Origin of the sequence: Sporomusa malonica (assembly GCF_900176355.1) — a bacterium.
Taxonomy (GTDB): Bacteria; Bacillota; Negativicutes; order Sporomusales; family Sporomusaceae; genus Sporomusa; species Sporomusa malonica.
On record NZ_FWXI01000020.1, the window covers coordinates 1 to 25439 of the forward strand.

At 44.1% G+C, this 25439-nt stretch carries 28 protein-coding genes; 23 read left to right on the forward strand and 5 right to left on the reverse strand.

What is annotated here, in order from left to right:
- Positions 1-98 precede the first annotated feature (98 nt).
- From B9A22_RS18815 to B9A22_RS18830, 4 genes are all read left to right on the forward strand, one after another.
- Positions 99-5171 (forward strand): hemagglutinin repeat-containing protein, encoded by a 5073-nt coding sequence (locus B9A22_RS18815; protein ID WP_217805993.1) that lies wholly within the window; start codon positions 99-101, stop codon positions 5169-5171.
- Between the two features lie 14 nt (positions 5172-5185).
- On the forward strand, positions 5186-5461 hold the full coding sequence (locus tag B9A22_RS18820; RefSeq protein WP_217805994.1) for a hypothetical protein: 276 nt from the start codon (positions 5186-5188) through the stop codon (positions 5459-5461).
- Positions 5462-5828: 367 nt separating this feature from the next.
- On the forward strand, positions 5829-6695 hold the full coding sequence (locus tag B9A22_RS18825) for a transposase (protein WP_084577487.1): 867 nt from the start codon (positions 5829-5831) through the stop codon (positions 6693-6695).
- 159 nt (positions 6696-6854) lie between these two features.
- Positions 6855-7070 (forward strand): hypothetical protein, encoded by a 216-nt coding sequence (locus tag B9A22_RS18830; protein ID WP_084577488.1) that lies wholly within the window; start codon positions 6855-6857, stop codon positions 7068-7070.
- Positions 7071-7445: 375 nt separating this feature from the next.
- Here B9A22_RS18830 and B9A22_RS26370 read toward each other — a convergent pair whose 3' ends face one another.
- Positions 7446-7901 carry a CBO0543 family protein gene (locus B9A22_RS26370; RefSeq protein ID WP_281252408.1) on the reverse strand — a complete coding sequence of 152 codons (456 nt, stop codon included), beginning with the start codon at positions 7899-7901 and terminating at the stop codon, positions 7446-7448.
- A gap of 70 nt (positions 7902-7971) precedes the next feature.
- Here B9A22_RS26370 and B9A22_RS26375 point away from each other — a divergent pair, with 70 nt between their 5' ends.
- Positions 7972-8100, forward strand: coding sequence for a hypothetical protein (locus B9A22_RS26375; protein ID WP_281252409.1), 129 nt, complete (start codon positions 7972-7974; stop codon positions 8098-8100).
- Positions 8101-8266: 166 nt separating this feature from the next.
- Positions 8267-8446, forward strand: coding sequence for a hypothetical protein (locus B9A22_RS18840; RefSeq protein ID WP_084577489.1), 180 nt, complete (start codon positions 8267-8269; stop codon positions 8444-8446).
- 80 nt (positions 8447-8526) lie between these two features.
- Here B9A22_RS18840 and B9A22_RS26380 read toward each other — a convergent pair whose 3' ends face one another.
- Together B9A22_RS26380 and glgC are read right to left on the reverse strand one after the other, a co-directional pair.
- Positions 8527-8658 carry a hypothetical protein gene (locus tag B9A22_RS26380; protein ID WP_281252410.1) on the reverse strand — a complete coding sequence of 44 codons (132 nt, stop codon included), beginning with the start codon at positions 8656-8658 and terminating at the stop codon, positions 8527-8529.
- Positions 8659-8676: 18 nt separating this feature from the next.
- Entirely contained in the window at positions 8677-9909 is a 1233-nt protein-coding gene (gene glgC / locus B9A22_RS18845) for a glucose-1-phosphate adenylyltransferase (RefSeq protein WP_084577490.1), read from the reverse strand.
- 349 nt (positions 9910-10258) lie between these two features.
- On the opposite strand from glgC, the gene B9A22_RS18850 reads away from it, so the two are divergent.
- The 7 genes from B9A22_RS18850 (at position 10259) to B9A22_RS18875 (ending at position 14932) form a co-directional block, all read left to right on the forward strand.
- Positions 10259-11431, forward strand: a complete 1173-nt coding sequence (locus tag B9A22_RS18850) for an ATP-binding protein (protein WP_084577491.1) — start codon at positions 10259-10261, stop codon at positions 11429-11431.
- A 130-nt stretch (positions 11432-11561) separates the two neighbouring features.
- A complete protein-coding gene (locus tag B9A22_RS18855; protein ID WP_217805995.1) occupies positions 11562-11891 on the forward strand; it encodes a PadR family transcriptional regulator in 330 nt (109 codons plus the stop codon).
- Positions 11888-12439, forward strand: a complete 552-nt coding sequence (locus B9A22_RS18860; RefSeq protein ID WP_084577492.1) for an HAAS signaling domain-containing protein — start codon at positions 11888-11890, stop codon at positions 12437-12439. Before B9A22_RS18855 ends, B9A22_RS18860 begins: the two co-directional genes overlap by 4 nt.
- A gap of 3 nt (positions 12440-12442) precedes the next feature.
- Entirely contained in the window at positions 12443-13372 is a 930-nt protein-coding gene (locus B9A22_RS18865; protein ID WP_084577493.1) for a DUF4097 family beta strand repeat-containing protein, read from the forward strand.
- 49 nt (positions 13373-13421) lie between these two features.
- On the forward strand, positions 13422-13901 hold the full coding sequence (locus B9A22_RS18870; RefSeq protein ID WP_139796305.1) for a hypothetical protein: 480 nt from the start codon (positions 13422-13424) through the stop codon (positions 13899-13901).
- The gene (locus B9A22_RS25580; protein ID WP_176215599.1) at positions 13885-14406 is read left to right on the forward strand and encodes a hypothetical protein; all 522 of its coding nucleotides are present in this window, start codon (positions 13885-13887) and stop codon (positions 14404-14406) included. Before B9A22_RS18870 ends, B9A22_RS25580 begins: the two co-directional genes overlap by 17 nt.
- A 1-nt stretch (position 14407) precedes the next feature.
- Entirely contained in the window at positions 14408-14932 is a 525-nt protein-coding gene (locus B9A22_RS18875) for a carbon-nitrogen hydrolase family protein (protein ID WP_176215600.1), read from the forward strand.
- Positions 14933-15051: 119 nt separating this feature from the next.
- On the opposite strand, the gene B9A22_RS18880 is transcribed toward B9A22_RS18875, so the two are convergent.
- Positions 15052-15273 carry a hypothetical protein gene (locus B9A22_RS18880; RefSeq protein WP_084577496.1) on the reverse strand — a complete coding sequence of 74 codons (222 nt, stop codon included), beginning with the start codon at positions 15271-15273 and terminating at the stop codon, positions 15052-15054.
- A 188-nt stretch (positions 15274-15461) separates the two neighbouring features.
- On the opposite strand from B9A22_RS18880, the gene B9A22_RS18885 reads away from it, so the two are divergent.
- The 3 genes from B9A22_RS18885 to B9A22_RS18895 all read left to right on the forward strand — a co-directional run bounded on the left by B9A22_RS18885 (position 15462) and on the right by B9A22_RS18895 (position 18091).
- Complete coding sequence (locus B9A22_RS18885) at positions 15462-16376, forward strand: DUF2156 domain-containing protein (RefSeq protein ID WP_084577497.1); 915 nt, start codon at positions 15462-15464, stop codon at positions 16374-16376.
- A gap of 241 nt (positions 16377-16617) precedes the next feature.
- The gene (gene speD / locus B9A22_RS18890; RefSeq protein ID WP_084577498.1) at positions 16618-17460 is read left to right on the forward strand and encodes an adenosylmethionine decarboxylase; all 843 of its coding nucleotides are present in this window, start codon (positions 16618-16620) and stop codon (positions 17458-17460) included.
- Positions 17461-17497: 37 nt separating this feature from the next.
- Complete coding sequence (locus tag B9A22_RS18895) at positions 17498-18091, forward strand: cytochrome b/b6 domain-containing protein (protein WP_084577499.1); 594 nt, start codon at positions 17498-17500, stop codon at positions 18089-18091.
- Here B9A22_RS18895 and B9A22_RS18900 read toward each other — a convergent pair.
- Entirely contained in the window at positions 18054-19547 is a 1494-nt protein-coding gene (locus B9A22_RS18900; RefSeq protein ID WP_176215601.1) for a Mur ligase family protein, read from the reverse strand. The genes B9A22_RS18895 and B9A22_RS18900 overlap by 38 nt on opposite strands.
- A 93-nt stretch (positions 19548-19640) precedes the next feature.
- On the opposite strand from B9A22_RS18900, the gene B9A22_RS18905 reads away from it, so the two are divergent.
- From B9A22_RS18905 to rpoE, 7 genes are all read left to right on the forward strand, one after another.
- On the forward strand, positions 19641-20450 hold the full coding sequence (locus tag B9A22_RS18905; RefSeq protein WP_084577501.1) for a VanW family protein: 810 nt from the start codon (positions 19641-19643) through the stop codon (positions 20448-20450).
- Between the two features lie 42 nt (positions 20451-20492).
- The gene (locus B9A22_RS18910) at positions 20493-21527 is read left to right on the forward strand and encodes a SpoIID/LytB domain-containing protein (protein WP_084577502.1); all 1035 of its coding nucleotides are present in this window, start codon (positions 20493-20495) and stop codon (positions 21525-21527) included.
- A 28-nt stretch (positions 21528-21555) separates the two neighbouring features.
- Complete coding sequence (locus B9A22_RS26385; RefSeq protein WP_281252411.1) at positions 21556-21690, forward strand: hypothetical protein; 135 nt, start codon at positions 21556-21558, stop codon at positions 21688-21690.
- A 42-nt stretch (positions 21691-21732) separates the two neighbouring features.
- The gene (locus tag B9A22_RS18915; protein ID WP_084577503.1) at positions 21733-22596 is read left to right on the forward strand and encodes a methyl-accepting chemotaxis protein; all 864 of its coding nucleotides are present in this window, start codon (positions 21733-21735) and stop codon (positions 22594-22596) included.
- A gap of 187 nt (positions 22597-22783) precedes the next feature.
- Positions 22784-23272, forward strand: coding sequence for a YwiB family protein (locus B9A22_RS18920; RefSeq protein ID WP_245824058.1), 489 nt, complete (start codon positions 22784-22786; stop codon positions 23270-23272).
- Positions 23262-24929 (forward strand): arginine--tRNA ligase, encoded by a 1668-nt coding sequence (argS, locus tag B9A22_RS18925; RefSeq protein ID WP_084577504.1) that lies wholly within the window; start codon positions 23262-23264, stop codon positions 24927-24929. The genes B9A22_RS18920 and argS overlap by 11 nt, the downstream gene beginning before the upstream one ends.
- A 62-nt stretch (positions 24930-24991) precedes the next feature.
- On the forward strand, positions 24992-25420 hold the full coding sequence (gene rpoE / locus B9A22_RS18930) for a DNA-directed RNA polymerase subunit delta (protein WP_084577505.1): 429 nt from the start codon (positions 24992-24994) through the stop codon (positions 25418-25420).
- The last annotated feature ends 19 nt before the right edge of the window (positions 25421-25439 follow it).

The window sequence follows — 25439 nt, forward strand, 5'->3', positions numbered from 1 at the left end:
GGATGATAGGGCAAACCGTTACAGAAACTAATTTCATCCAGGATTCTCCAGAGGGGAAAATAGCAGCTAGTGGAAATATATTTCTGCGAGCCGGTACCGTGAACAATAATAATAGTACGGTAGTTGCCTCCGGTATACTTGATGCTAGTGGAGTGATTAATAATATCTCACAGGGACGGGTGAGGGCAAGTACTCGTCACTTGGCAGATACAGCAATTTACAGGTCCAGTTTTTACGGTAGACTCTATTACTATGATGAAAGCGATACTGAGGAAAACCGTAAGTACGTTGATGCAATCCTTCGCTTCCATGACGAAACAATCTACGAACAACTACCAAGTTCCACCGCTCTTTTTGGTGGCGGACAAGCAGTAATCATCCATGCACCCAGTGTAAACAACATTACTAAGAATCCCACGAACGTTACTGGGGGCAATTTTTCTACTTTACAATCTACGCAACAATCCAATGTGCCGAAAATCCAAACTGTCCTAGGAAATACCACTTTACAAGGCAACTCAACACTGGCTCAAAATGGTGGTACTACAATAAACCCTGGTAATACACCAGTAAATAACCAGACATCGATAGGACAATCTGGGCAAAGCAGCTCAGTGACGGGCGTAGGTAGCGGAAATAACAATATATTGCAACAAATGGGGTTAGATTCGACAGTTAACCAAATTGGCAATGGGGGAAACTTTTCAAATTTACAATCTACGCAACAATCGAAAGTATCGGAAATTCAAAGTGCATCAGGAAATACCACTTTACAAGGTAATACAACCCTAGGACAACCTGGAGGTACTACCGTCACACTTAGTGGTACGTCAGGTAACCAGGTATCGGTAGGTCAATCAGGACAAAGCAGCACTGTTTCTGGAGTCATGAACAGTAACAGTATGAACATCACTTTGCCCTCCAATGGGCTTTATACCATCCATACAGAACCGAAAAGCCACTATTTGGTAGTGACTGATCCACGATTTGCTAATTATCAAAATTTCGTTTCAAGCGACTATATGCTGCAACACTTGGGGTTAGATCCATCAAAAACTATGAAGCTAATCGGTGACGCCTTTTACCAGCAAAAACTGATTCGCAATCAGATTAGCGAGTTGACAGGCCAACAATTCCTCAACGGTTATTCCTCTAATGATGAAGAATATAAAGCTTTGATGGATAGTGGCGTGAGTTATGCTAAGCAGTTCAACTTGCAGGTGGGAGTGGCATTGACAGCTGAACAAATGGCGCAGCTCACTTCCGATATGGTGTGGATGGTCGAACAAGAGGTGCAAGGCCAAAAGGTGCTTGTTCCAGTAGTCTACCTTTCACATTTACAAGATGGCGATTTGCAGCCAAGTGGTGCTGTGATTAAGGCTAAAAATATTCAGATTACGGCAGAAGAAGATATAGTCAACCAGAATGGGACTATTACAGGTGGACAAATTGGACTCGTAGCTGGTCGCGATATTAAAAATGAGACTGTGACCTATGAAGCAAAAACCGGAAATAAATTATACGGAAATGATTCAAGAACAATAGCGGGGCAAACTGCGACAATTAGTGCGCAGGGTAGTTTAAGCGTCGCAGCCGGCCGGGATATATCCATTATCGGTGGGCAGGTTTCGTCCGGACAAAATATCGCCCTCAATGCTGGCCGCAACCTGGAAGTAGGAGCAGTAGCTACTGATCATAAAGCTACCGCAGGAGATTATCACCTAGAAACCACAAATAATATTACCAGCAGCATCAAGGCCGATGGTAACCTAGCTATGATCGCAAAAGAGGATATCAATCTGAGTGGCGCCCAGGTTGATGCTGGCAAAGATCTTACTCTTAAATCCATAGCCGGTAATATTAATTTAACTGCAGTCAAGGACGAAGAGATACTAGATGACAAGGTAGGTACACGCAAGAACTGGAAGAAGACTCACACTGATGATGAAACCGTTATTGGCAGTACCCTGCAAGGTGGCAGTAACGTAATTATTGCAGCAGTTAATGCCAGTAACAACACGGCAAATACCAATGGTGGAAATATCACTATTGCAGGTAGCAATATTTATAGCGATAGTGGTGCAATTATTATCACAGCGGATAAGGATGTGAAAATCCAAGAAATAAAGGAAAAACATGAATCACTCGTTCAAACTCATAAGAAAAAAAGTGGATTCTTGTCATCAAAAACAACAGACAAACTCGACTATTCTTTAGTCAATGAGGTTAAAGGAAGCACCATTTCGGGCGACTCAGTAGATATCAGTTCAGGTAAAGACCTTACCGTTAAAGGAAGTAACGTTGTTGCCACAAACGATGTTACGCTTCATGCCGATAATAACGTGAACATTACTTCTGCCCAGGAAACCGGACAAGATGAACACTACAAACGTGTGAAAAAATCAGGTTTATTCAGCGGTGGTGGCCTCGGCTTCACGATCGGTAAGCAGACGGAAACGACAACGCTGAATGAGAAAGTCAAAGGTGAAATCGGCAGCACCATAGGATCAATTGCAGGCAATGTCTCAGTCACGGCAGGTAACAAAGTAAACAGCGCAGGCAGCACTTTTGCCAGTGGTAAAGACATCAACATCACCGGCAGAGATGTCACCATTGATAACACAATCAATACCTATGATAGTCAGTACAAATACGAATTTAAACAAAGTGGACTCAGCGTTTCATTAGGTGGCGGGGTTATAGATGCCGGAACGAGCCTCGTGGGAAATGTAGGCCGGGCGGGTGAGGTTGAGGATGAACGCCTCAAAGCCCTCTACGGTTTCAAGGCACAACAGGACCTAAAGAAACTCGGGGATCAACTGGAAGGTAATTTCAAAGATGGCCTGTCCATCAACGTCAGCCTTGGCAGTAGTAAAATGACTGTCGAGCAAAATACCCATGTTGAGACCGTAAATACGTCCAACATTACCGCAGGCGGCGATGTCACCATCAAAGCCACCGAAGGCAATGTGAGCCTTAAGGCGACGAGCGTCAATGCCACCGATGTCACTCTTGATGCAGCAAAAGACATCAACATCGAGTCAGCTCAAAACAAAGAACAGAGCAACAGCAAAACCAATTCCTCTTCTTCCTCTATAGGAGCTTCTTTCGGCTTGGCGGGTTCTTTTGGCGGATTCACCGGTAGTGCCAACTCTAGCAAGGGTAAGGAAAATGTAACAATCAGTACCAATACTGAAAGTGTAATCAATGCTAGCGGCACCGCGACACTAAAGTCTGGTAACGATACCAATATTATTGGCTCCCAGGTCAAAGGCGAAAAAGTTGTGGCCGATATCGGTGGCAATCTAAATATTGTCAGTCAGCAGGACAGCGATATCTTCACATCGAAGAATCAGAGTGCGGGCTTTGGTTTTGGAACCGATAAAATTAGCGGCACCCATGGTTCTGCCAACAGAGGTAAAACGAACTCTGAATACAGCAGCGTCATTGATCAGGCAGGTATCTACGCAGGTAAAGATGGTTTTGATATCACGGTGGAGAAGAATACTGATCTGCAGGGGGCGGTCATTAGCAGCGAGGCTCCAGCAGTAAAGAATGCTTTAAAAACCGGCACCATAACCTTCTCGAATCTAGAGAACAGAGCTAAGTATCAAGCAAATAGCGTTGGAGTTGGCTACGCAGCAGGTAAAGATGCCAATGGGAAAGCTGTTACTGATAAAGACAAAGGACTAACTCCCAATATTGGAGTATCTGCAAGTGGAGATGCCTCAAGTACAACGCAATCTGCAATTTCACCAGGAACGATTGAAGTTAGGAGCAATCCTAATCAGGATCTAAGTGGAATCAACCGTGACCCATCGGGCGCAGTTAATGCTTTGGGTAAGATATTCGATAAGAAAACAGTTCAAGAAAAACAGGAATTAGCTAAAGTATTTGGCGAAGAAGCCTTTAAGGCAATTGGAGATTTGGCTGCTTCGTTTCAAAAAGAAGCGAAAAGTAAGTATTCTGAATCAACAGAGAAACTTTCTGCTGCTCAAGATGCCTTAAAAGCGGGTAATATTGAACTAGCCAAGCAGCTATATCAAGAAGGTACAAATTTAAAGATGGAGGCGGATGCTCTCACCAGTAAATGGAGTGAAGGCGGCTCTGCTAAAGTTGCTCTTAATATAGTTGCTGGAGGGTTGATGGCTAGTCTAGGTGGTAGTAGTTTTGCTTCTGGGGCGACTGGTGCTGCATTGAATGAAGCTATTCAAGGAGAATTGTCTAAGCTTAATGATCCTGCGGTACGGCAGTGGGCTAGTGCTATCATAGGAGCGACAGCATCGAAGGTGGTCGGAGGTGATGCCCAAACCGGCGCATCTACTGCGGTAAGTGGAACTAGGAATAATTCACTTGATCCCGATCATGAACTTAGCCAAAGACAATTACAAGACGAGAAGGAAGAAAATCAGCAACAATATGACCAATTAACTGGTGATCTAAATAATTCAGTAGCCAATGGTAACCAAAATTTAGTAGATAGCGGGAAGTCTTCCCCTGATCTACTTAAAGAACTAGGTAACAGGATAAATGCATTTAAGAACCAGCAACAGCAAGAGCAATTCGTTAGAGACGTGCAGACGGCTTCAGAAACCTTAAAGATGATGGGCAAATCCCAAGATGATCCTAATTATTACGCTTTACTACAGCAAGAAGTAGAGAGTTTGCAGGATGCACGTGAAGCCGTAGAAGGATTTACTAGCGGAATCAAAACGGTAACTGGTAAAATATTCACTGAGATTGCGGCTTTAAAGGTAGCGAGTAAAGCTGACACAATTCGTAAGGTGGGTAATGATATTCTTGACCAGATGGAGGCTGCTGGCGGACATACTTTAGAAAGGCATGTCGCCCAGACAAACGAGGAACTTATTAAAAGAGCGATTCAGGAGGATGTTGAAGCAGCTACTTCATTCACTGACAAGAGCACAGCAACAAAGGCAATACAAGAGAATTTGCGCAAAAACGCAGACGATATTGCCAAGTGGTTGAATGAATCCGATACAGGAAGGGCAATATTCGATGTATCTAACAGTTTCCCAGTAGGGAAAGGCGTTCTCCAAGATAGCAAGCATGTGATTTATGATCTGGGCATCTCCAGAGTTGTATTGGTACGAGATGCGAGTCAAGAGCTAGGATTCAGAGTTTTAACGGGCTTTCCAGTTATTAAATGAGAGGTGGTAGTCTATTGAATGCGAGACTTGGCACTTTTAAGTACTTTCTAGAGTGCTACTTTAATGTAAGTGCTAACTACGATGAGTTGACGCTAATTATAAAAGAGTTTAATTCGGGTGAGAATACAAAGTATCGGAAACAACTTTATACAGAACTAAGCCTAATAGAGCAACAAGAAGATTGGGATATGATCAGGGAATTTGTTAGAAAGCATGGGGGAAGAAAGATGGATGAAGAAAGACTTAAATGGTTCATCCATGAACTTCAATACGGTATAGAAGTGTCTTAAGTGATCGAGCAAAGCTTGCACCGAGTCAGGGGACAGTTTGTAGTCAACCTGAACAGAGAAACTGTCGAAAATGAAAAAGGTTCCGTATAGCAATAGAGGTCAACGGACATAACGCTGACCTCTATTGTTTTCTCAGAGTGTCCTGTAGTGACACCTAACTCATAGGTGAATAATAAATGGCAGCAAAGTGGTGTCTAGCAGACCTCCTGGTAATATAGATGTCACTTCTTTTTACCACAGGAGGGAGGCGGCGCTCGTATTGTTGTTTTACGGAGGACTGTTGGGGTCAGGCTTGAGTTATAAAAATTGACTTATAATAGAAGACCTGCTAAGCTTGAAATCAAGTAAGATTTGGTAGGTGAGAAGGATGGCAAGAAAACCAAGGGTACACTATGAAGGTGCAATTTATCACGTAATAGCCAGGGGAAATAATAGGTCCCGTGTATTTGAAACAGATGAAGAAAAAGGTAAATACCTAGAGATCTTATCAGACTATAAAAAACGATATAGCTTTCAATTGTACGCCTATGTAATTATGGACAATCATGTCCACTTACTCATCCAAATAGGGAAGGATCCATTGGCAAAAATCATGCAAGGTATCCAACAGAGATATACGCAGTATTATAATTGGCAGCACAAACATAGCGGACATGTATTTGAACAACGCTACAAGGCCTTGTTATGTGAGAAAGAGAGCTATGTAATGACTCTTATATGCTATATTCATCAGAATCCAGTACGAGCAAACATATTGGAGGGAGTCAACTATAGATGGAGCAGCCATCCATCCTATGTAAAAAGGGCACGGGGGTTAGTAAATGTAGAATTTATATTGGATACATTGAGCTCTAATCCTATTAAGGCAGTAGAGAAATATCTGGATTTAGTAGGGGTTGCTGTTAACAAGCCGGAATATAACAATGAGAGCGTACAAGGTAAAGAAGATCAAAAAGTTTTCCTAAAAGAAGAAAAGGAAAAAAGACGGACGGAGCTAACATGGGAACAGTTAATAGAGAACATTACTGTAGAGGAAGAAGTAAATCCAGAGATGCTGTTAGGGAAGTGTCGGATACGACAGGTGGTAGCAGCCAGAAAACGACTGATATATGAAGTGATAGATAGGAATCTAATGACAAGGACGCAGTTAGCCAAAATGCTACAGATGGACCCAGCCAATATTACAAGAATTTGGCAAGCGTTAATGGACAATCAAGAAATAAATGCAAAATAAGTTAATTTAATATATAACTCAAGCCTGACCCTAAGATGCTCCTAAGATGCTCTAAGATGCTGCTCTCTAAGATGCTGCTCTCTAAGATGCTGCTCTCTAAGATGCTCTCAAATCAATGGCATTGATAATAATACCGCTGTTACGGCTTCTACTAATGAAATGTTTGGCGGTATTGCCTATAAGGCTGCTATTGCTAACAATGTAGACGGCTATGCATCATATATTCGTTCCAGCAATGTAGAAGACGGAAAAGTCGGCCTGAATTATCATCTTAACAATAATGCCACAGTTGATTTAGGCTATCGTTATTTTGAGAATGAAGGTTTAGGTTTTAAGGCCAAAGGAACTAGTGTGGGCGTAAATTATAAATTTTAATAACCGAAAAATATTAAAATGGGACTGATAATCTGTGATTATTGGTCCTGTTTTTTTATATGGGTGGAAGGGAAGATGCTCGAAAGGTGAAGAATTAGAGGGGTGTCGTGAACAGATTAGCTCGGCTGATAGTGCTATTTCGTGAAACCGACACTAATAAATTGGGTCGGTGGAATAACAAAAAAAGAGCAGCTTGCGCCACTCTTAGTTGGATGGGTAAGCAAATTATTGTTTGCGGGATCAATCACTTAAATGCGGATATGAGGAGGCGCCATCTCATGACAGTTAAACGGTAGATGAAGCAGTTATTGAAAGAGAATGCGTGTCTAGACTTGGAGGATGAGGAGAAAAAGAGGGGTAGCAGCTAGACTGAAGTTAACAAGATAATTTCCTTAAGCCTAAAACCTTATGAAATTCATAGAATAACCAGAATAGAATCCAATCGGCTATATAGGAGTGCCATAAAGTCCAACCAAATGAATGTTCCATATGTCCTGTTATTAGGTGGATGTACTCGATAAGAATTGCTAGTGTTGTCCACAGAAACCAATAGAAAAGCATATTCCATATTGATTGCTGTTTAGGGAGCCACTGGATGAACAGATAGGTTGCTGCTGGAAATATCTCGAATTCGTCGCCCAATTCTAGAAATAGAGGAGGTACGCCATCGCAGAGGTACTCCCAGTATGGGTAGTGCTCAACAAGTATGTCTGACACTACTCCGAGAAAAGACGCAAAAATACAAACGGGAAGTATCTCTTTCCAACGTCTTCTATCAGCTAATATAAGCCAAATGGACCATACAATTATGAACCGTAGAATATAAAACACTATCAATCACCTAAACTAGCGTAGCCTAAATATGAATCCTTAATACCTGAGAAAGGGAAGGAGGCTAATTATGAAAGCCATAAACAATCCTGCAAACGTGGGCAAGCGTAATTGCCTGCCGTTCTGGGGTTGTTCGCAAACCAGGTTGCTGCTCAAGAATTCTGGCGAAAGGCCAGGTATGACAAAGCCGCCAGTGTAAAGTTCCAGCGATGGTAGTATGTTTAAAGTATTACAAAAAGCCTTGAAAGCTAGTAAAATCAGCGGAAAGTAAATAAAAAAAGAGCCCTCGGGCTCTTTTTTACATTCTACAACCTGAATATTTTACCAACTAACGCTAATTATAAGAGAAACGAGTGGAGGTAAATATGAATTCTGTTATTTGGATGAGTAGAGATATGTTGGAACAAATAATTGATTCCAATGGGGAGTATGTATTGACTAAGGCTGGTACGACACAGGTAACTCAGCTTGGGCAAACAGTAACGGAAGCTAAGGAGAAACTTAAAAATATTGGTAGGGCGGATATCGTAACGCAACTATACTAAGAGCCTCCAGGCTCTTTTCTTTTAACCAAAACTAAGTAAACAAATAAAAACCTGGGCAATAAGCCCAGGCCTAAAGAGGTTTAGTCTCGGTGATAGATTTGCCAGTGATGCATAGCTTTTAAACCAACATACACTACGGCACCTACAGCCAGGACTTTTAATAATGGTGAGTCGCCACAGCAGTCGCGATGCGAATGATGATGACATAACATTATTAATCACCTCCTGATCTAGTTTGTCACTACAACAATTCCAGACTCTGTGACGATATAGCCTTTACGTTGATCTTCTTCATGGTTATAGCCTATTTCCGCCCCATCGGGAATTTTTATATTTTCGTCTATTATTGCTTTTTTTATCTTTGCGTGTCTACCTATTTCAACGTTATCAAAGAGAATTGAGTCCTCAACAAGACTGTAGCTGTTAACCTTACAACGAGGTCCAATTATCGATCTTCGTACTGTACTGCCGCTGATTATGCAGCCGCCGCACAGATGAGAGTTGAGGCTTTGACCGCGCCGGCCCTCTTCATCGAAAATAGTTTTGGCAGGAGGGAGATTGCTCTGATTAGTAAGTATCGGCCATTTATAATTATAGAGATTCAGTTGAGGAACTACATTGACGAGATCCATATTAGCATCGTAATATGAGTCAATTGTCCCTACATCCTTCCAGTACCCTTTCTCTTCATGCCTCATCCCGGGAATTAAATTGTCAATAAAATTATATGCAAAAACTCGGTCATCTCTTTCGAGCATCATTGGAATGATATGTTTGCCGAAATCAAGGTCGGCATGTTTTTTCTTGCCTTCTTTCAGCACCTCGATGAGCTTTCTTGTGGAAAAAATGTAATTGCCCATTGAGGCAAAACAAGTATCTCTTTCCGGAATTGTTACAGGTTCTTGGGGTTTTTCTGCAAATGCGGTTACTCTGAAATCTTCGTCTACAGAAAAAATTCCAAATCGCTTAGCTTCTTCAATTGGAACTTCAAGAGCAGCCAAGGTAATATCCGCTTTATTTAAGATGTGATAGCTTATCATCTGGCTGATATCCATTTTGTAAATATGATCGCCGCCGAAGATTGCCACATAATCCGCATTTGCGGATTCAATAAATCTTAGGAATTGAAATATTGCATCGGCAGTACCCTTAAACCATTCTTCACTTGCACTACTTGTCTCAGGTGAAATGGTGTCATAGAATTCTCCAAGGCCGGTCCATTTGGCCCATGACTCCTTGATGTGTTTATTCAATGAATAAGCCCGGTATTGCGTTAAAATATAGACTTTCTTAATACCTGAATTAAACAGGTTGCTTAATACAAAATCTATTATTTTGTATTTTCCGCCAAAAGAAACACAGGGCTTGGGTCTGTTCAACGTAACAGGGCTAAGTCGTTCCCCTTTACCTCCCGCCAAAACCATTGCTATCGTGTTTCGCGTAACGTTGCCTATCGTATACATCTCTTTTCCCCCTTTCTAAAAATTCTAAGTAAATTCAATCAAATCAGATTATTATTATCTATTATATTTCCTGAATTTATAGTTTTTTCCTGCTTGACAAAAAAAATCCATCAGACTAGGATTCTTAGCCGAGTTTTTTAACGGCGAAAATGGCCTCAGCCTTGCACTGGTGCAAGAAGCAATGGGACGGCTCCGTTGCGTTTTCTTTACCTGGCTTGAATACAGTTAATATTACGCGAAATGCGACACCATGCTAAATCAAGATATAAGGATTTTTTGACGGAAATATTGATAATTGATGAATATAAGGGTATAATCTCGGTAATAATCGTTTTAAGAGGGTGATTTTATGATAATAAATCCCTATACACCTGGAGCCGGATTAGTACCAAATTATTTAGCTGGCCGTGATGACACTATTGAAGAAGCAAAAGAATTTATTTCTTATGTTGCTCATGGATATCCCACTCGTTCTATTGTTTACTATGGTCTACGTGGTGTTGGAAAAACGGTACTATTAAACAAAATTGAAGATATTGCAGAAGAAAATAATGTCTTATATGAGCATATTGAAGTATCAGAGCGTTCTTCTTTTAAAATTGCTATTTCGTTACATATCCAAAAATTAATCAAGCAAATGAGCGTTAAGGAAAAAGCTAAGAGTTATGTACAAAAAGCAATGTCTGTATTAAAAGCTTTTAAAATTACTTATTCTCCAGAGGGTGAGGTAAGTATCGGTTTACAAGAAGATGTGGTTGCAGCGGTAGGTGTATCCGATACCGGGAATTTTACCAATGATTTGACTGAATTGTTTGTGTCGATGGGTACGCTTGCGAAAAATAGCGAAAGTTCCGTATGCTTATTTATCGATGAAATACAATATTTAAAAGATAATGAATTTGAAGCATTGATTACTGCGTTACATAGAGTTAATCAAAAAGGTCTGCCGGTTACCTTGTTTGCGGCAGGGTTACCTAAAGTGACAAAGATTGCCGGGGATATTAAGTCTTATGCGGAAAGATTGTTTAGATTTATATCGATAGGCTCTTTAGAACCAGAGGCAGCCAAGCTTGCCCTGGTAGAACCGGCCAAAAAAATAGGCGTAACCTTCACCGCTGAGGCGATTGACGAAATCTTAAGAATTACAGAAGGATATCCCTATTTTCTACAGGAATATGGAAAACAGGTTTGGGCCTTTATCAAAAATGAAAATATTGATATTACATCAGTACGGGAAGCGTATCCATCCTTTGAGAAAAGCCTGGATGATAGCTTTTTTAAGGTTCGCTACGATCGGGCGACACCAAAGGAAAAGGAATTTATGCATGCTATGGTAGCGTGTGATGGATTGCCATGTACGATTGCTCAAATAGCTGGTAAAATGAATACCAGTGTGCAAAGTATTTCACCAGTTAGAGGACAACTAATTTATAAAGGATTTATCTATGCACCGGGATATGGGGAAGTAGATTTTACTGTACCTCAATTTAATCAGTATCTAAAACGAATCCATAATAGTTAATCATATAATTTTAAAATGCCATGAAGCTCATATCCCCCTCCATGTATCAGGAGGGGGATATATTTATACTCAGTACCTTGCAATGTCATATAGTGAGTGATACTATATAGATAAATGAATCGTCGGGGAGGTGGTAATTATTAATGTCCAGTTCAAAAAGGGCGTCTTGGAAATGTGTGTGCTTGTTCTGGCAGCGGAACATGATACTTATGGCTACGAGTTGGCCAACAAGATATCGGAAAAATTTCTGATTGCTGAGGGGACGATTTACCCGCTCCTGCGGCGGATGACGCAGGAAGGGTATTTTGAAACCTATTTAACAGAGTCGACAGAGGGGCCGCCGCGGAAGTACTATCGATTGACAGCCAAGGGGCGTGCGTATCTATTGGAGATAGTCAAAGAATGGCGATTGTTTTCACGGGGAGTTGACAGCATTATTGCGGAGGGGTTGAAAGAATGACGAAACAGGAATTTTTGGGCAAGCTGGAAGAACTTTTGGAAAAAATGCCGGAAGTGGAACGCAAAGACATCCTATATGACTATGAGGAACATTTTCAAAACGGGATGACCAGTGGAAAGAGTGAGGCGGAAATTGCTAGTTCGCTTGGTTCACCGCAGGCCATAGCCAAAGAAATAATGGCCGGTTATCATGTCGCACAGGCGACAGAAAACGTTTCGGTGAACAATATTGCAAGGGCTGTGCTGGCTACAGTTAGTCTGGGGTTTATTAATCTGGTTTTCGTCATTGGACCTCTATTCGGCGTGATGGGGGTGCTTTTTGCTTTTTACGCTGTTGCGGTTGTACTGGTAGCCTCGCCGGTACTGATGCTGGTTGCAGCAGGAATGCCTTCTGAACCGACGGGTATTCTGGCCTGGATATTTACGTCGATGGTTACCGTAGGAGCCGGCTCTCTGCTTGGCATTGGCATGATTTTTGTGACCCGGTGGGCAGGTAAGGTGTTCTTAAAGTATTTACAGTTCAACATCCGGATCATAAGGGGGTCATAAAGAATGGATGGGGTTTTAAAGAAAGTCGCCATTGGCGCATTTTTACTTTTTTTGATTGGTGTAGCTGGAAACGGCGTACTGTTTGCACTTGGCATGTGGAATTATAATAATGCAGCAGGCTATAGAGAATTGTCGGATACGTATGTTGCCAAGTCAGCCGGAGCTAAAAGTATCGACTTAAAAATTACCTCTGGTGATGTCCGGATAGTACGAGCCGATGTGGACAGACCTACCGTCAGGATATGGAGGTGGACGACTGATGAAAGCTTGCGGCAGGAAGAGCTAATAAGCGAAGCGGTCCAGGGGGATGTGTTGCACCTAAAAATTGGTGATAGCTGGCGAAAAGCCAATCATTATCTGTTTATACCATTCAAACATAGGAACAATCGCTTTGAAGTGCTGCTGCCCCAGGCAGAGTATGAAACAATTGTTATTAATGCCAGTTCGGGAAGGGTGCAGGTGGAAAACCTGGAGGCAGGTATACTGACCGCCAGAATGAGTTCCGGGCAATTTAAACTGGAGAACTGCCGGGCTAGTGAGATAGCATTGACTGCTGATTCCGGGAGTTTCGACATGATTGACTGCCAGGCAGCAAAGATAAGCAGCCGGGTTTCAGCCGGCCACGCCCGGTTTGAGAATGTTAAGGGAAAGCTTGATATATCAAGCAGTTCAGGACATATTGATGTAGCTATGGATGAGATTCTTGACGATGTACTGATTAGGAGCAGTTCCGGCTTTGCGGATATAAAAATTGGTCATGCCCGTACTCCGTTCCGATTGGAGGCAACGGCATCCACCGGGAAGCTAGACATTGAGTTGCCCCAGGCCGGACAGCGGGTACACAGCACTAACTCATTCAAGGGCAGCGTCGGGGAGGGAGAAGGCCCGCTAGTAAAAGTGGAGGTCAGCTCCGGAAAGGCAAAAATACGGTAGTTTGGGAAAAAACGGAGAAATCATGTCAAAGGTGGGGGGGGATAAAACCATGGCGGCGAAGGTGACGGTAAACAGTGGGCAGGCAGACCTGTGTTATTATGTTGATTGGCTGCGGGTGCTGGGAATTATTGTAGTATTTATTTTCCACAATACTAGATTTTTTGACCTTATAGACTGGGAAGTAAAAAACAAGGAGGTCTTGTTAGGGCCGACTATCTTTTTGGGGGCAGGCAAGGCATTCCTGAATTTTGGAAACACCTGGCTGAACAGATTAAATGAAGCTGTAATGCCTTTTTATATGTTGCATCAGACGATTATACTGATCGTCGGATTCCAGGTAATTCAATGGCCTGTTGGCATACCTCTCAAGTATTCTGTTATTAGTTCAACGTCCCTGGCCGTTGTCGTTGGGATATATTATGTACTAATCATGAGGTTTAAGGTTACGGCTGTTATTTTGTATGAAGCCTGTAAAAAAGCTCGGCACGCTTTGAGCGGAAGGACCATGATAAATGTCTATAAAAAATAGATTTAACAGTGGAGTTATGGGCAAATATAGTAATCTATTGAACTTTATTTTTGCGGTGGTGCTTAGTTCGCTAGCCTATTATTTGTCTACAGAGCTTTGGATTTTCGCATGGTTGGCACCGTTGCCGCTTTGTATTTACGCATTGGAAACATCAGTAATTCTTACTATGTGTGCTGGGTTTATCACACATTTTATCGGCGCTTCTAATCCTCAGGCGGTGCTTCCTAGTGAAATTTTTTTATTTGAAACTTTTGTGAATGCTGTGGCATTTACAATGATGCTTTGTATATTCCGCTATATTACCATTAAAAGGAAGTGGTGGACTGCAAATTTCGTTTTTGCCAGCGGCTTTACTGCTTATGAATTTATTACATCGCTTTATTCTCCTAATGGCACTGTTGCTAGTCTTGCATACACTCAAGCATCGAATTTACCTGTTATTCAGATTGCCTCGATTACCGGTATTTGGGGTATGCCGCTTATACATACCGGCTCAGGGTCCTAGTTTGAAAATCGGTATTGCTGCTGTATCGACAACGTTAGAGCAGTATATTCCTGTGGTGACAAATAAGGACCAGCAGCAAGTGTCAGACACTATCCAGCGTTATACCCGAGATATTGAATTGCTTGCACAATCAGGCGCAGAAGTTATACTGTTACCGGAAAAGGTTTTAACTCTGCACGATCAGTACAATATTTTGCAGCATTTAAGTACAACAGCTCGGCAAAATAAAATTCACGTGATCGTTGGCTTAAATAACCGGGATAACGCAAGATTTTATAACTCTGCCTATGTGTTCGCCCCAAATGGAGAATTACTACTAAAATACGATAAACAGCATCTGTTACCAGCTTATGAAGGGAAATATACTTCTGGAGACACTCTGGGGCTTGTAAAAACATCAGCAATGGGGATATGGGGAATTGAAATTTGTAAAAATATGGATTTCTTACAAACGGCTCTTACATATAGTCAGCAGGAAATAAACATGCCACTAATACACTGCCAAAAGAGAATTGGATGTAGCTAGACTATTTGAGGGGCCAGACGGAGCGCGACTGGAGTTTGTGCAAAAAGTATAATACAATAGAAGCAGGACGGTTTTTGATTTGCATATAGCCTGCAAGTCGAGAACCGTCCTGCTTTTGCCTAGCCTAGGCCGATGCCAGGCGGGTGCTTGGGTGCATTTTCTGCTAGTGGGCATTTTTCGAGTGGACATTCGTCACTATAGTCGCATTCAATGTCTTCAACCTGGTAGTGTGGAGCAGCCACGCCTGGAATGCGAGTTTCCCGGTAAACGGCAATAATGTTATGACGCCTTTTAAGATGGGGACAAACGCCATATAATAGAGCAGGGGCACGTTTGGTCATAGAGTCACCTCCGTAGCTTATTGCGTGTTAGTAATCTGAGGCATATAATAGAGAGTATTACACAAAATGCTTTAGCGGAGCGTTAAGCTTTGCTCTCCTGTAAGAAAGTATAACTTTCCGTCTGGATAAGGGCAGCATCGGCTTCCTTTGTCGCCAAAGGCTCGGCACAAGCCGTACTTTCTTTAAGTATGATAAAATTAGGGGGTCTTAGTATCAATTTCCAGGATATCACCTTGGCGCAAAAAGCCTTATTTGATCAGTATTTTAGGCAACGCCGTTACGAAAACGCTCATCTTAACTTTACCAACTTATTTATGTGGCGCAATATATATTCCATCAAATGGACTGAAGTAAACGGTTATTTGGTGTTCAAAGCTGGTTATGGCAATCAGCAGTTTTTTCTTCAGCCAATTGGTCCTGCTGAAGGCGCGAACCCTGTATTGGAAGCAATGGCTGCGCATTTCAGGGAGCAAAACCTGCCGTTTATCATCCGGGGGATGGAAAAGTTCATGGTCGATGCTCTTGAAAAGTGGCGGCCTGGTCAGTTTGAATTAAACGGCGACCGTGATAATTATGATTATGTTTATCATAGCAAGGATTTAATTGAATTAAAAGGTAGAAAATATCACAGCAAGAAAAACCATATCAACAGTTTCCGGCGCAACTACAGCGACCATCAGTATATGGCGCTCACGCCTGAGTGGGTTCCCCATTGTATTGAAAACCAGCTTGAGTGGTGTAGGAAAAAGGGTTGTGATGACGATCCGACATTACGGGGCGAAAGAGATGCAATTATTGAAGTGTTAACCCATTGGACTGAGCTTAATTTGAAAGGCGGCCTCATTACGATTGGTGGCAAAGTAGAGGCATTTACCTTTGGCGAGCCGCTTAACAGCGACACGGCAGTCATTCATGTAGAAAAGGCTAACCCCGATATCCGTGGGGTCTATCCGGTCATTAATCAAAAGTTTTGTGAGAATGCTTGGCAGCAGTTAACCTATATCAACCGCGAAGAAGATATGGGTCTGGAAGGCCTGCGAAAAGCCAAAGAATCGTACTATCCAGTACACATGGTTGAAAAGTTTGTGGTAACTTTCAAATAGTAAATCAACTACCGGGCAAACTATCTAAGATGAACGTTAACAAGACCTGTAGCTTTAAGCTACAGGTCCAAAAATTTTCCGTAAAACAACCCTATATTTTCCGGCTTAGTGTGGTATAATTTTTAAAGGATTTTTTGTTACTTTATAGAACTATCTGCGTTTATATGGCGAAAAATACTATGGTACGCTGCGGCGTTTTTGGTTGTAGTCAATTTTATCTGTGAGGAGAAGAACAAGCAAGATGGAAATTAAATCAATTAAAAAGTTAAAGCTCTACGGATTTAATAATCTCACCAAAACAGTCAGTTTTAACATGTATGATATCTGTTACGCGAAAACCCCGCAGCACCGTCATTCTTATATCGAGTATATTGATGAGGAATATAGCGCCGAACGGCTGACTAATATTTTGACAGAAGTAGCAAATATGATTGGGGCTAATATCTTAAATATTGCCAAGCAGGACTATGATCCGCAAGGGGCCAGTGTCACCATGTTGATTTCAGAGGAGCCGGTGAACCAGCCTGGGGAATTGCTAAATAGCGAGGACTGCGGGGAGTGCGAGCTGAATGAGCCAATGCCTGAGGCTGTTGTCTGCCATTTAGATAAGAGCCATATCACTGTCCATACGTACCCTGAAAGCCATCCAGATGAGGGGATTAGTACTTTCCGGGCAGATATTGATATCTCAACCTGTGGCCAGATTTCGCCGCTCAAGGCACTCAATTTTCTGATTAATACCTTTCACCCGGACATCGCTGCTATTGACTACCGGGTGCGGGGATTTACCCGCGATGTGAATGGGAAAAAGTTTTTTATTGACCATAAGATAAACTCTATCCAAAACTATATTTCCAGTGATAATCGTGACCTGTACCAAATGATTGACGTTAATGTGTATCAAGAAAACATCTTCCACACCAAGATGCTGCTGAAAGAATTTGACCTGGATAACTACTTGTTTGGGACAGCCAAAAAAGAATTAATGGCCGGTGAAAAGAAAAAAATTAAACAGCGCCTTAAAAAAGAGATGGCTGAAATTTTTTACGGAAAAAATATCCCTAAAGTCAGTCTTAAATTGTGAGTACATTAAAATCCCCCATTTGGGGGATTTTATTTTTATGAAACTACTATTGCATCCGCTTCCTGTTCGTATTTTTCACTGGATCATGTTTTTTGCGGTAATGTATCTGGTGATCACTGGGTTGTATATGAATGACCCCTGGGGTAGTCTGCCATACGGCTTGGTGCGCAAAACACACAATATTGCCGGGATAATCCTTATGCTAAACCTCTTTGGGCAGATCTACTATTATGCTGTCACTGGAAAATACACGGAAATTCTGTTTACACCACGCGACTTGCCCAATTTACGCAGCTTTTTCCGGTATGCGTTGTTTATCACCGAAAACCACCCCAATTATGGACGCTATAACCCTGGACAAAAGGTATTGTTTACCTCCTGGGGCCTGGCTGTCTTGTTGGCAGGTCTTGCGGCATTGCCGTATTTCTTTCCCGAGTATGCTCCCTGGCTTGCCAGACCGTTTGGTGGGCTCATGGGAGTCAGGATTACTTTTTATACGATTACTATGTTCTTTTTGGCGACCATTCCGCTCCATTTGTTTCTAGTATTTACTGAAGAGCCGGCTAAGCTGCAAGCCATGTTCTCGGGGTATGTTAACAAAGAGCCTCAGCTGAAAGAGGCAGGTGAGTGAGGTGCTGAGGTGCTGATGATTTTGCTAAGGCCATCAATACTTGCCGTCCGGCGTCCATCCCCTGGGCACCAATAAGTACAATAAGATCGCCGGGACCAGCGTTATCCAGAACAGCTTTGATGGAGGCTGGCAAGGTACTCATGTAGGTATAACTAATTTTTTGGGTATCAAGGGTGGATAAAAAAGCCAATCGTTCCTCATCTGTTACGGCATCGGAGTGACTAACGTGACCGGTACTTGCGGTAATCATAAGCTCAAATGGCAGTGTCTGCTGCTGGTTGGCAATGGCTGCAGCATTGGCTGCATTGATGGCCGGCCCGCGTTGGCCGCGAATAGCATTAACGACAAATAGCCGGTTATAACGAAATGCCCCAATGGTATCAAAGACGGCGTCAATGCTGCCAGGATTGAGGGCGGTATCGTCAACAATGGTAAGACCTGAGGTGTGGAAAACATCCATGCGTCGCTCGACACCTTTAAAGGAGGCCAGCGTGAGGGCAATCATTGCAGGTGCAATCCCATGGACAAGTGCGGCAGTTGCCGCAAGCACTGCATTTTCAACATTGTGACGTCCGGGGAGGGGCAGCTTGAAATAATGCCTGCCTAGAGGCAGTTGCTGGCCGCTAATTGCTACCACAGGATTGTTTATTTCTAACATAAAGGTACTGCTATAGGCTGTACTCTGAGTTACCCGGGCAGAGATGTCTGCCTGGCTGTTGACGCCGACTGTAATGAGATGGCCGGCAAAACGGGTGGCCATCTTATTACAGTAAGGATCCGCAATATTAATAATTAGTGGTGTTTCAGGACTCAGCAAGCCCAAAAACTTTGTTTTGGCTTCCAGGTAGCTGGCAAAGCTGCCATGAAAGTCAAGATGGTCGGCGCATACGTTTGTTATGAGTCCTGCCGAAAAGCGCACATGGGCTACACGGTGCATATCAACACCTTGCGCTGATACCTCCATCGCGGCATGTGTTACCTTATTCTGCCGCATTTCTGCCAGGTAATGCTGAACGCTAACCGCATCTGGCGTTGTAAGGGTACTGGGAAAAGAACTTTTCCCGGTATTGACGCGAACCGTGCCGATGAGGCCGGCCCTGAAGCCAGCTTGACAAAAAATATGCTCAAGCATGCAGGCAATGGTCGTTTTGCCATTAGAACCTGTTACCCCAATGAGATTCAGTTTGTGTGAAGGCTGATCATAGAAAGCAGCTGCCAGCTCAGACAGTGCCAATCTGGCATCAGGTACGGTTATGACCGGAATGCCGACTTGTGGCAGGTGCTCAGGGCAATCGGTCACAATGGCCAATGCGCCTTTGGCGGCAGCCGTTAGACCAAAAACATTGCCGTCTGTTTTGCGCCCGCGGATAGCGACAAAAATTGAGCCTGGTCTTACATTGTCCGAATGGCAGGTGATTCCTGTGGCTTTAGCAGCAATATCGTAAAAAGCCTGCATAGCACTTCCCCCTTGCCCGCAAACATGATACTCCATGGTATTCACATTACCTGCAGGAGGTGAAAGCTAATAAAAAAACTTTTCATTGCGTTGATGTCTGTTGGTCTGTTCATGAGCACTGGCTGTGGTCTGAATGCTCCGGCTCCCAAACCGGAAAGTAAGTTGGTTCCAGAGGGTGTCATTGTCGCAGGTCAGCCAGTTGGCGGCATGTCTGCTGAAGAAGCAGGAAATGTGCTGACAAATTTGGCCAAGGCCAAAGATGTGCCGGCAGTGAACGCCGGGTTTGATCCAGTAACAGGGGAGGTGATGCCTGAAAGGCCAGGGCAGCGGCTTGATGTTGCAGCAACCATGAGCGAGCTGTTAGCTGCTGGCGCTGGCAGCAGCGTCACTCCGGTGTACCAGCCCTTTTTGCCTGATATAACCCGTGAGGCTTTGGCCCGCGCCCGCCGGTTGAGCACATACACTACGCCTATTTTAGACAACAGTCCCGGTCGACTGGTCAACATTCGGCTGACAGCTAAGCTGATCAACAATGCCTTAATTGATCCAGGACAAGAGTTTTCCTTTAATAAAATAACAGGCGAGCCGACTGCGGCCCGTGGTTTTCAGAGTGCTGCTGTATTTGGTGATAATGGGGAGAAAGAGCAAGGACTGGGTGGTGGTATGTGCCAAGTCTCATCTACCTTATACAATGCTGCTCAAGCGGCTGAACTAAAAGTGACTGAACGTCATCCCCATTCCCAGCCTGTTGCCTATGTGCCACAAGGCAAAGATGCTACAACGTACACGGATAAAGATCTCCGGTTTCTCAATACTACGCGCTGGCGGCTGATAACCAGAGCCTTTGTCCATGAGGAAGGCTCCAAGCTTACAGTTGATTTGTGGGCACTGCCTGGCGCATAACCCTAAAGCTGCTTTGGCATACTAACAATGAGGTGGGAGCGCATGAAAAAATCAACATTCAATACCGCACTAGTTGTAGGAGCTTTATTACTATTCATGACGGGAGCATACACAGTACTCAAGCCTCCCGCCCAAAAACCAACACCAACACCGACACCGACGGCACCTACTGAGCAAGCACCAACGCCGGCTCCGGCAGCACCTGCGCCGCAGCCGATTCCAGGGGTACCGGCCTTCGATGTCTCAAAGTATCCTAATGAGCCGCAAGTAAGGGTGTATATGGCTGATAAAGGCTCTATCACCACTATGGCACTGGAAATGTATATCGAGGGCGTTATTGCGCAAGAGATGGAGCCTGACTGGCCGATGGAAGCGTTAGCTGCTCAGGCCATTGCTTCACGGACGCTGACAATCAGCGCGATTGAGGCGGGGACAATCAAGAGACTGCACAATGCCGATGTTAGCACATCCAAGGAAGAGCTTCAGGCCTATGCGCCGCAAAAAGTCAACGATAGTGTGCGCCAGGCCGTAGCAAGTACGCGTGGTGAGATATTATTGTACGCGGGTGGTCTTGTCAATTCAATCTATAGTTCTTGCAATGGGCAGATTGGCGCGACCAGAGAAGAAAGCTTTCCCAAAGAAATTGCTCATCCGACACCGTATTTTCAGCCGGTAACTGACAACTGCTTCAAATACGCTCCGGAGAATGTAAAATCTTGGACAGTTAAAATCCCCGGCTCTCAGGTGGCGGCGGCTATCGGCTATAATGGCAGCCCTGCAGATATCCGGATTCTGGAGAAAGGGCCTTCTGGCCGTATTCTCTACATCGGTGCAGGTAGCAAAAAAATGTACGGTTCTGACTTTCGTCGCGCCGTTGGCTATGACCGGCTGAAATCGACGCTAATCACCGAAATGACGTATGAGGGCGGCAATTTTGTATTCAAGGGTCTAGGCTGGGGTAATGGTGTCGGGTTATGCCAATGGGGTGCCTATACCTTTGCCAAAGATGGTAAACAAGCCAAAGATATTATTAAACACTATTATCCTGGTGCTGAAGTTAAAAAACTGTGGAAATAAAATAAGATAGTGAATTTTAATTCGGTTTTTGCATACATTAATTACGCGGGGTAGTATGGCGGCTACCTCCCGGGGTAGCGCCGCCTGTCTGGTACGCACGGACAGGCGGCGCGATTTATTTTCCCGCCAGAAGAAAGGGTATTTTGCCGGCTGTGTTGAATAGTTTTAGCAATTAGATTTGCGGATAACTGGAGGTGCGGCGCACGTGGCAGAATACAAAATCAATCAAGAGATTGCCGATGAAATTACCCGGTTTGTCTATGCCCAGACTGGCTACCATACCATCGTATGTAATGAGAATGCCGTGATTATTGGCGATTCAGCAGGAACACGGCTGGGGATAACCCATACCGGTGCGCAAAGGATACTTCGTGGCGAGGTTGATGCTGTTTTTGTCGGTCCTGAAGATGTTGCCAAAAACCCCAGTATGAAAGAAGGCCAGAACTACCCGGTGTCGGTTGAAGGTGTACGGGTAGGTACCTTTGGCATTGCCGGTAAAATGGAATATACTCAGCCGATTGCCAAGGTGGTCACTGCTCTATTTAGCTCGCGGCTCAAAGGCGAGGCTGATGCCAACCGGGTTCAGCAGGTAGCAGGCACAGTATCTGAAAACGTCCAGCAGGCCGCCGCCGCTATTGAGGAAATGTCGGCCTCCTCTGAGGAAATGGCAGCCACCACCGACAGAGTGGCCAAGATTTCCGATGAGACAGTAAAAAAAGTCAAAGAAACTAATAAAATTATCGACATGAGCCGGAGTATTGCCACTCAGACCAAGCTTTTAAGCCTTAATGCCTCGATTGAAGCCGCCCGCGCCGGCATTCATGGCCGTGGCTTTGCTGTGGTCGCTCAGGAAATGCAGAAGCTGGCTCAATCAAGCGCTGAGGCTACGGAAAATATTAATAAAATTCTTGGGGAGATTCAGGCCTCAATAACAAGTGTCATCGAAGGTATCAACCAGTCAGCTGCCGTTTCTGCCGAGCAGGCCCGGGCCATGCAGGAAATCATCCACATGGTAGAAACGGTACAAGCGTCGACTACCACCTTGGTGCAGTCTTTTAAAAAAAAATAATTGATTTTTTAAACCACAAGTGAGATTGCCACGCTATCGCTCGTAAAGGCCAGGGAGGAGTACATCCGCTCCCCATGTCATTGCGAATTATACTGAAGCAATCTCGCTTTACATTTTCTTAAGTTTTTTTTGCAGAGAATATTGGCAGCAGCTTTCGACTACGCTATAATATTATAGTTAAGGTACTTTGAAAGGATTGAGTCTGATAAAGGCGCTAAACGGCAATACTGGTATTGACCATGTACTAATTACTGTGACCGGCTCCCAGCGGGACGTTCATGGTGAAGAAAATACAATTGAGCTGTTTACTCATGGGCGTAGTCAAGTAAAAAACGGTGTCCACTATATCAGCTATCAGGAGACTGAAATTAGCGGCATGGAGGGCGCCACTACGCTGCTGAAAATATATACAGACCATGTTATCCTGGTCCGCATGGGGCAAGTAGACCAGCGGCAGGAGTTTCGTATTGGCGAACGCTGTCTTTCCAGCTATGTTACACCCTATGGTACTATCCAAATGGGTGTGCGGACGACAAGTCTCACAGTAACCCGCACCGAGGATAACAAATGGGTTACCGGAGTACATATAAAATACGAACTTGAAATTGATGGACAGTGGCAAAGTGCCAATACGCTTAATGTCGTTGTACAGGGGGATAAGAAGAATGGACATTAAACAACAGTTAACCGACGCAATTGGACAAGCAGCTGCCAAAGCAATGGCTGAAGGGATATTTAGCATTGAACTGCTGCCTGACATAGTGCTCGAAGTGCCGCCGCAAAAAGAGTTTGGCGACTATGCCACCAACTTTGCCATGCAGTCAGCCAAGGCGGCGAAAACTAACCCGCGTGTCATTGCTCAGGCGATTGTTGAGCGGCTGGACGCACCCTGGCTGGAAAAAGCTGTGATTGCCGGCCCGGGTTTTATTAATTTTTATTTAAAGTCAGATTGGCTGTATCAGGAACTGGTCCAAATATTGGCTGCCGGTGATGATTTTGGCCAGACTGATGCTGGTCAAGGGCAGCGGGTTCAGGTGGAGTTTGTCAGTGCTAACCCTACCGGACCCTTACATGTGGGTCATGGACGGGGGGCGGCTGTCGGCAGTGCACTGGTCAACCTATTAAGGGCAGCCGGTTACTATGTTGAGGCTGAATTCTATATAAACGACGCCGGCAACCAGATTGATAATCTGGCAGCCTCAGTCAACGCCAGGTATCTCGAGCTTCTGGGTAAGCCATCCCAATTCCCCGAAGACGGCTATCACGGACGTGATATTGTTGATACCGCGCAAAGAATTATTAACCATCATGGCGACAAGTACCTGGCTCTGCCTGCGGACGAACGCCTGGCCGAATTCAAAGAACTGGCGCTCGTTGAAAAGCTAGCCGGCCTCAGAGAGGATTTGGAGCAGTTTGGCGTTGCGTTTGATGTCTGGTTTAGCGAACGTACTCTCCACCAAAGCCAGGCTGTGGCTGCGACCTGTGAACTGTTAAAGTCTAATGGTACTATGTATGAAAAGGACGGGGCCTTATGGCTCAAGTCGACAGTTTATGGCGATGATAAGGACAGAGTGGTCATCCGTGATAACGGCGTACCTACTTACCTTGCAGCTGACATTGCCTATCACCGCGACAAATTTGTCCGCGGTTTCAACCGGGTTATTAATATCTGGGGTGCTGACCACCACGGCTATATCAGCCGGGTTAGAGCGTCCATTGCGGCTATGGGGTATAACCCCGACAACCTTGAGGTAATTATCCTGCAAATGGTCAGCTTGTATCAAAATGGTGAACTCGTCAAAATGTCCAAACGGACAGGTCAGGGTGTGACCTTAAGCGAGCTGATTGAAGAAGTCGGCCGGGACGCAGCCCGTTTTTTCTTCATCATGCGTTCAACTGACAGCCAACTTGACTTTGATCTTGATTTAGCTAAATCCCGTTCAAACGATAATCCGGTGTATTACATCCAATACGCGCATGCCCGGATTTCGAGTATTTTCCGGCAGGTGCTTGAGGTTGGGCTGTCAATACCTAGTGCTTGGGATCAGGTAGATTTAGCACTGCTGACTGAGCAGGCTGAGATTGACCTGATCAAGAAAGTGGCGATACTGCCTGAAGAAGTGACAAGTGCTGCCCGTGAACGTGCACCACATCGCATTGCCCGCTATGCGCATGAGCTGGCAGGCTTGTTCCATACCTTCTATAACCAATGCAGGATTATTGGTGTAGAACCTGAGTTGCAGGCTGCTCGTCTAGCGCTTGTAACAGCTGTAAAGTCGACAATTAAACAGTCGTTGAAAATCCTGGGAGTAGCCGCTCCTGAAAAAATGTAGCAGGAATTTACCTCTGCATGTTGAATAGAAGAAGCGGATTGTTAAGTGCGGAGGGTTAAATTATGGTAAATAATACATCAAAAAATGGGCTAGAGGAAATTACTTTAGCATATCAAATTCTAAAAACTGCAGGCCATCCATTATACTACCGGGAGTTAATTGACCGGGTAGTTGCCGCAAAGGGCAGTACCGTTCGTCCGCCGGCGCATGTTATCGCAGAAATTCACACCCAAATTAACCTGGATAGCCGTTTTGTCCATACTGGCAAAAGCACCTGGGGCTTGACCGAGTGGTCACCACAACGTATTAGTCTCCGCGAGGTTGAGGATACTGCAGCTGCCAGTCAGGGTGATATACGGCGGGAAAAACTTTTTGCTGCTATTCAGCAGGATTTTGATCATGAGGAGGCCGGCCTCGCGGAAGAGCCGGCTGATTTGCTTGAAGGCGATGCCGAACTTGAGGAAGATGAAGAAGAGATTGAAATCAACTAATAAAATCATTAAATGTTTG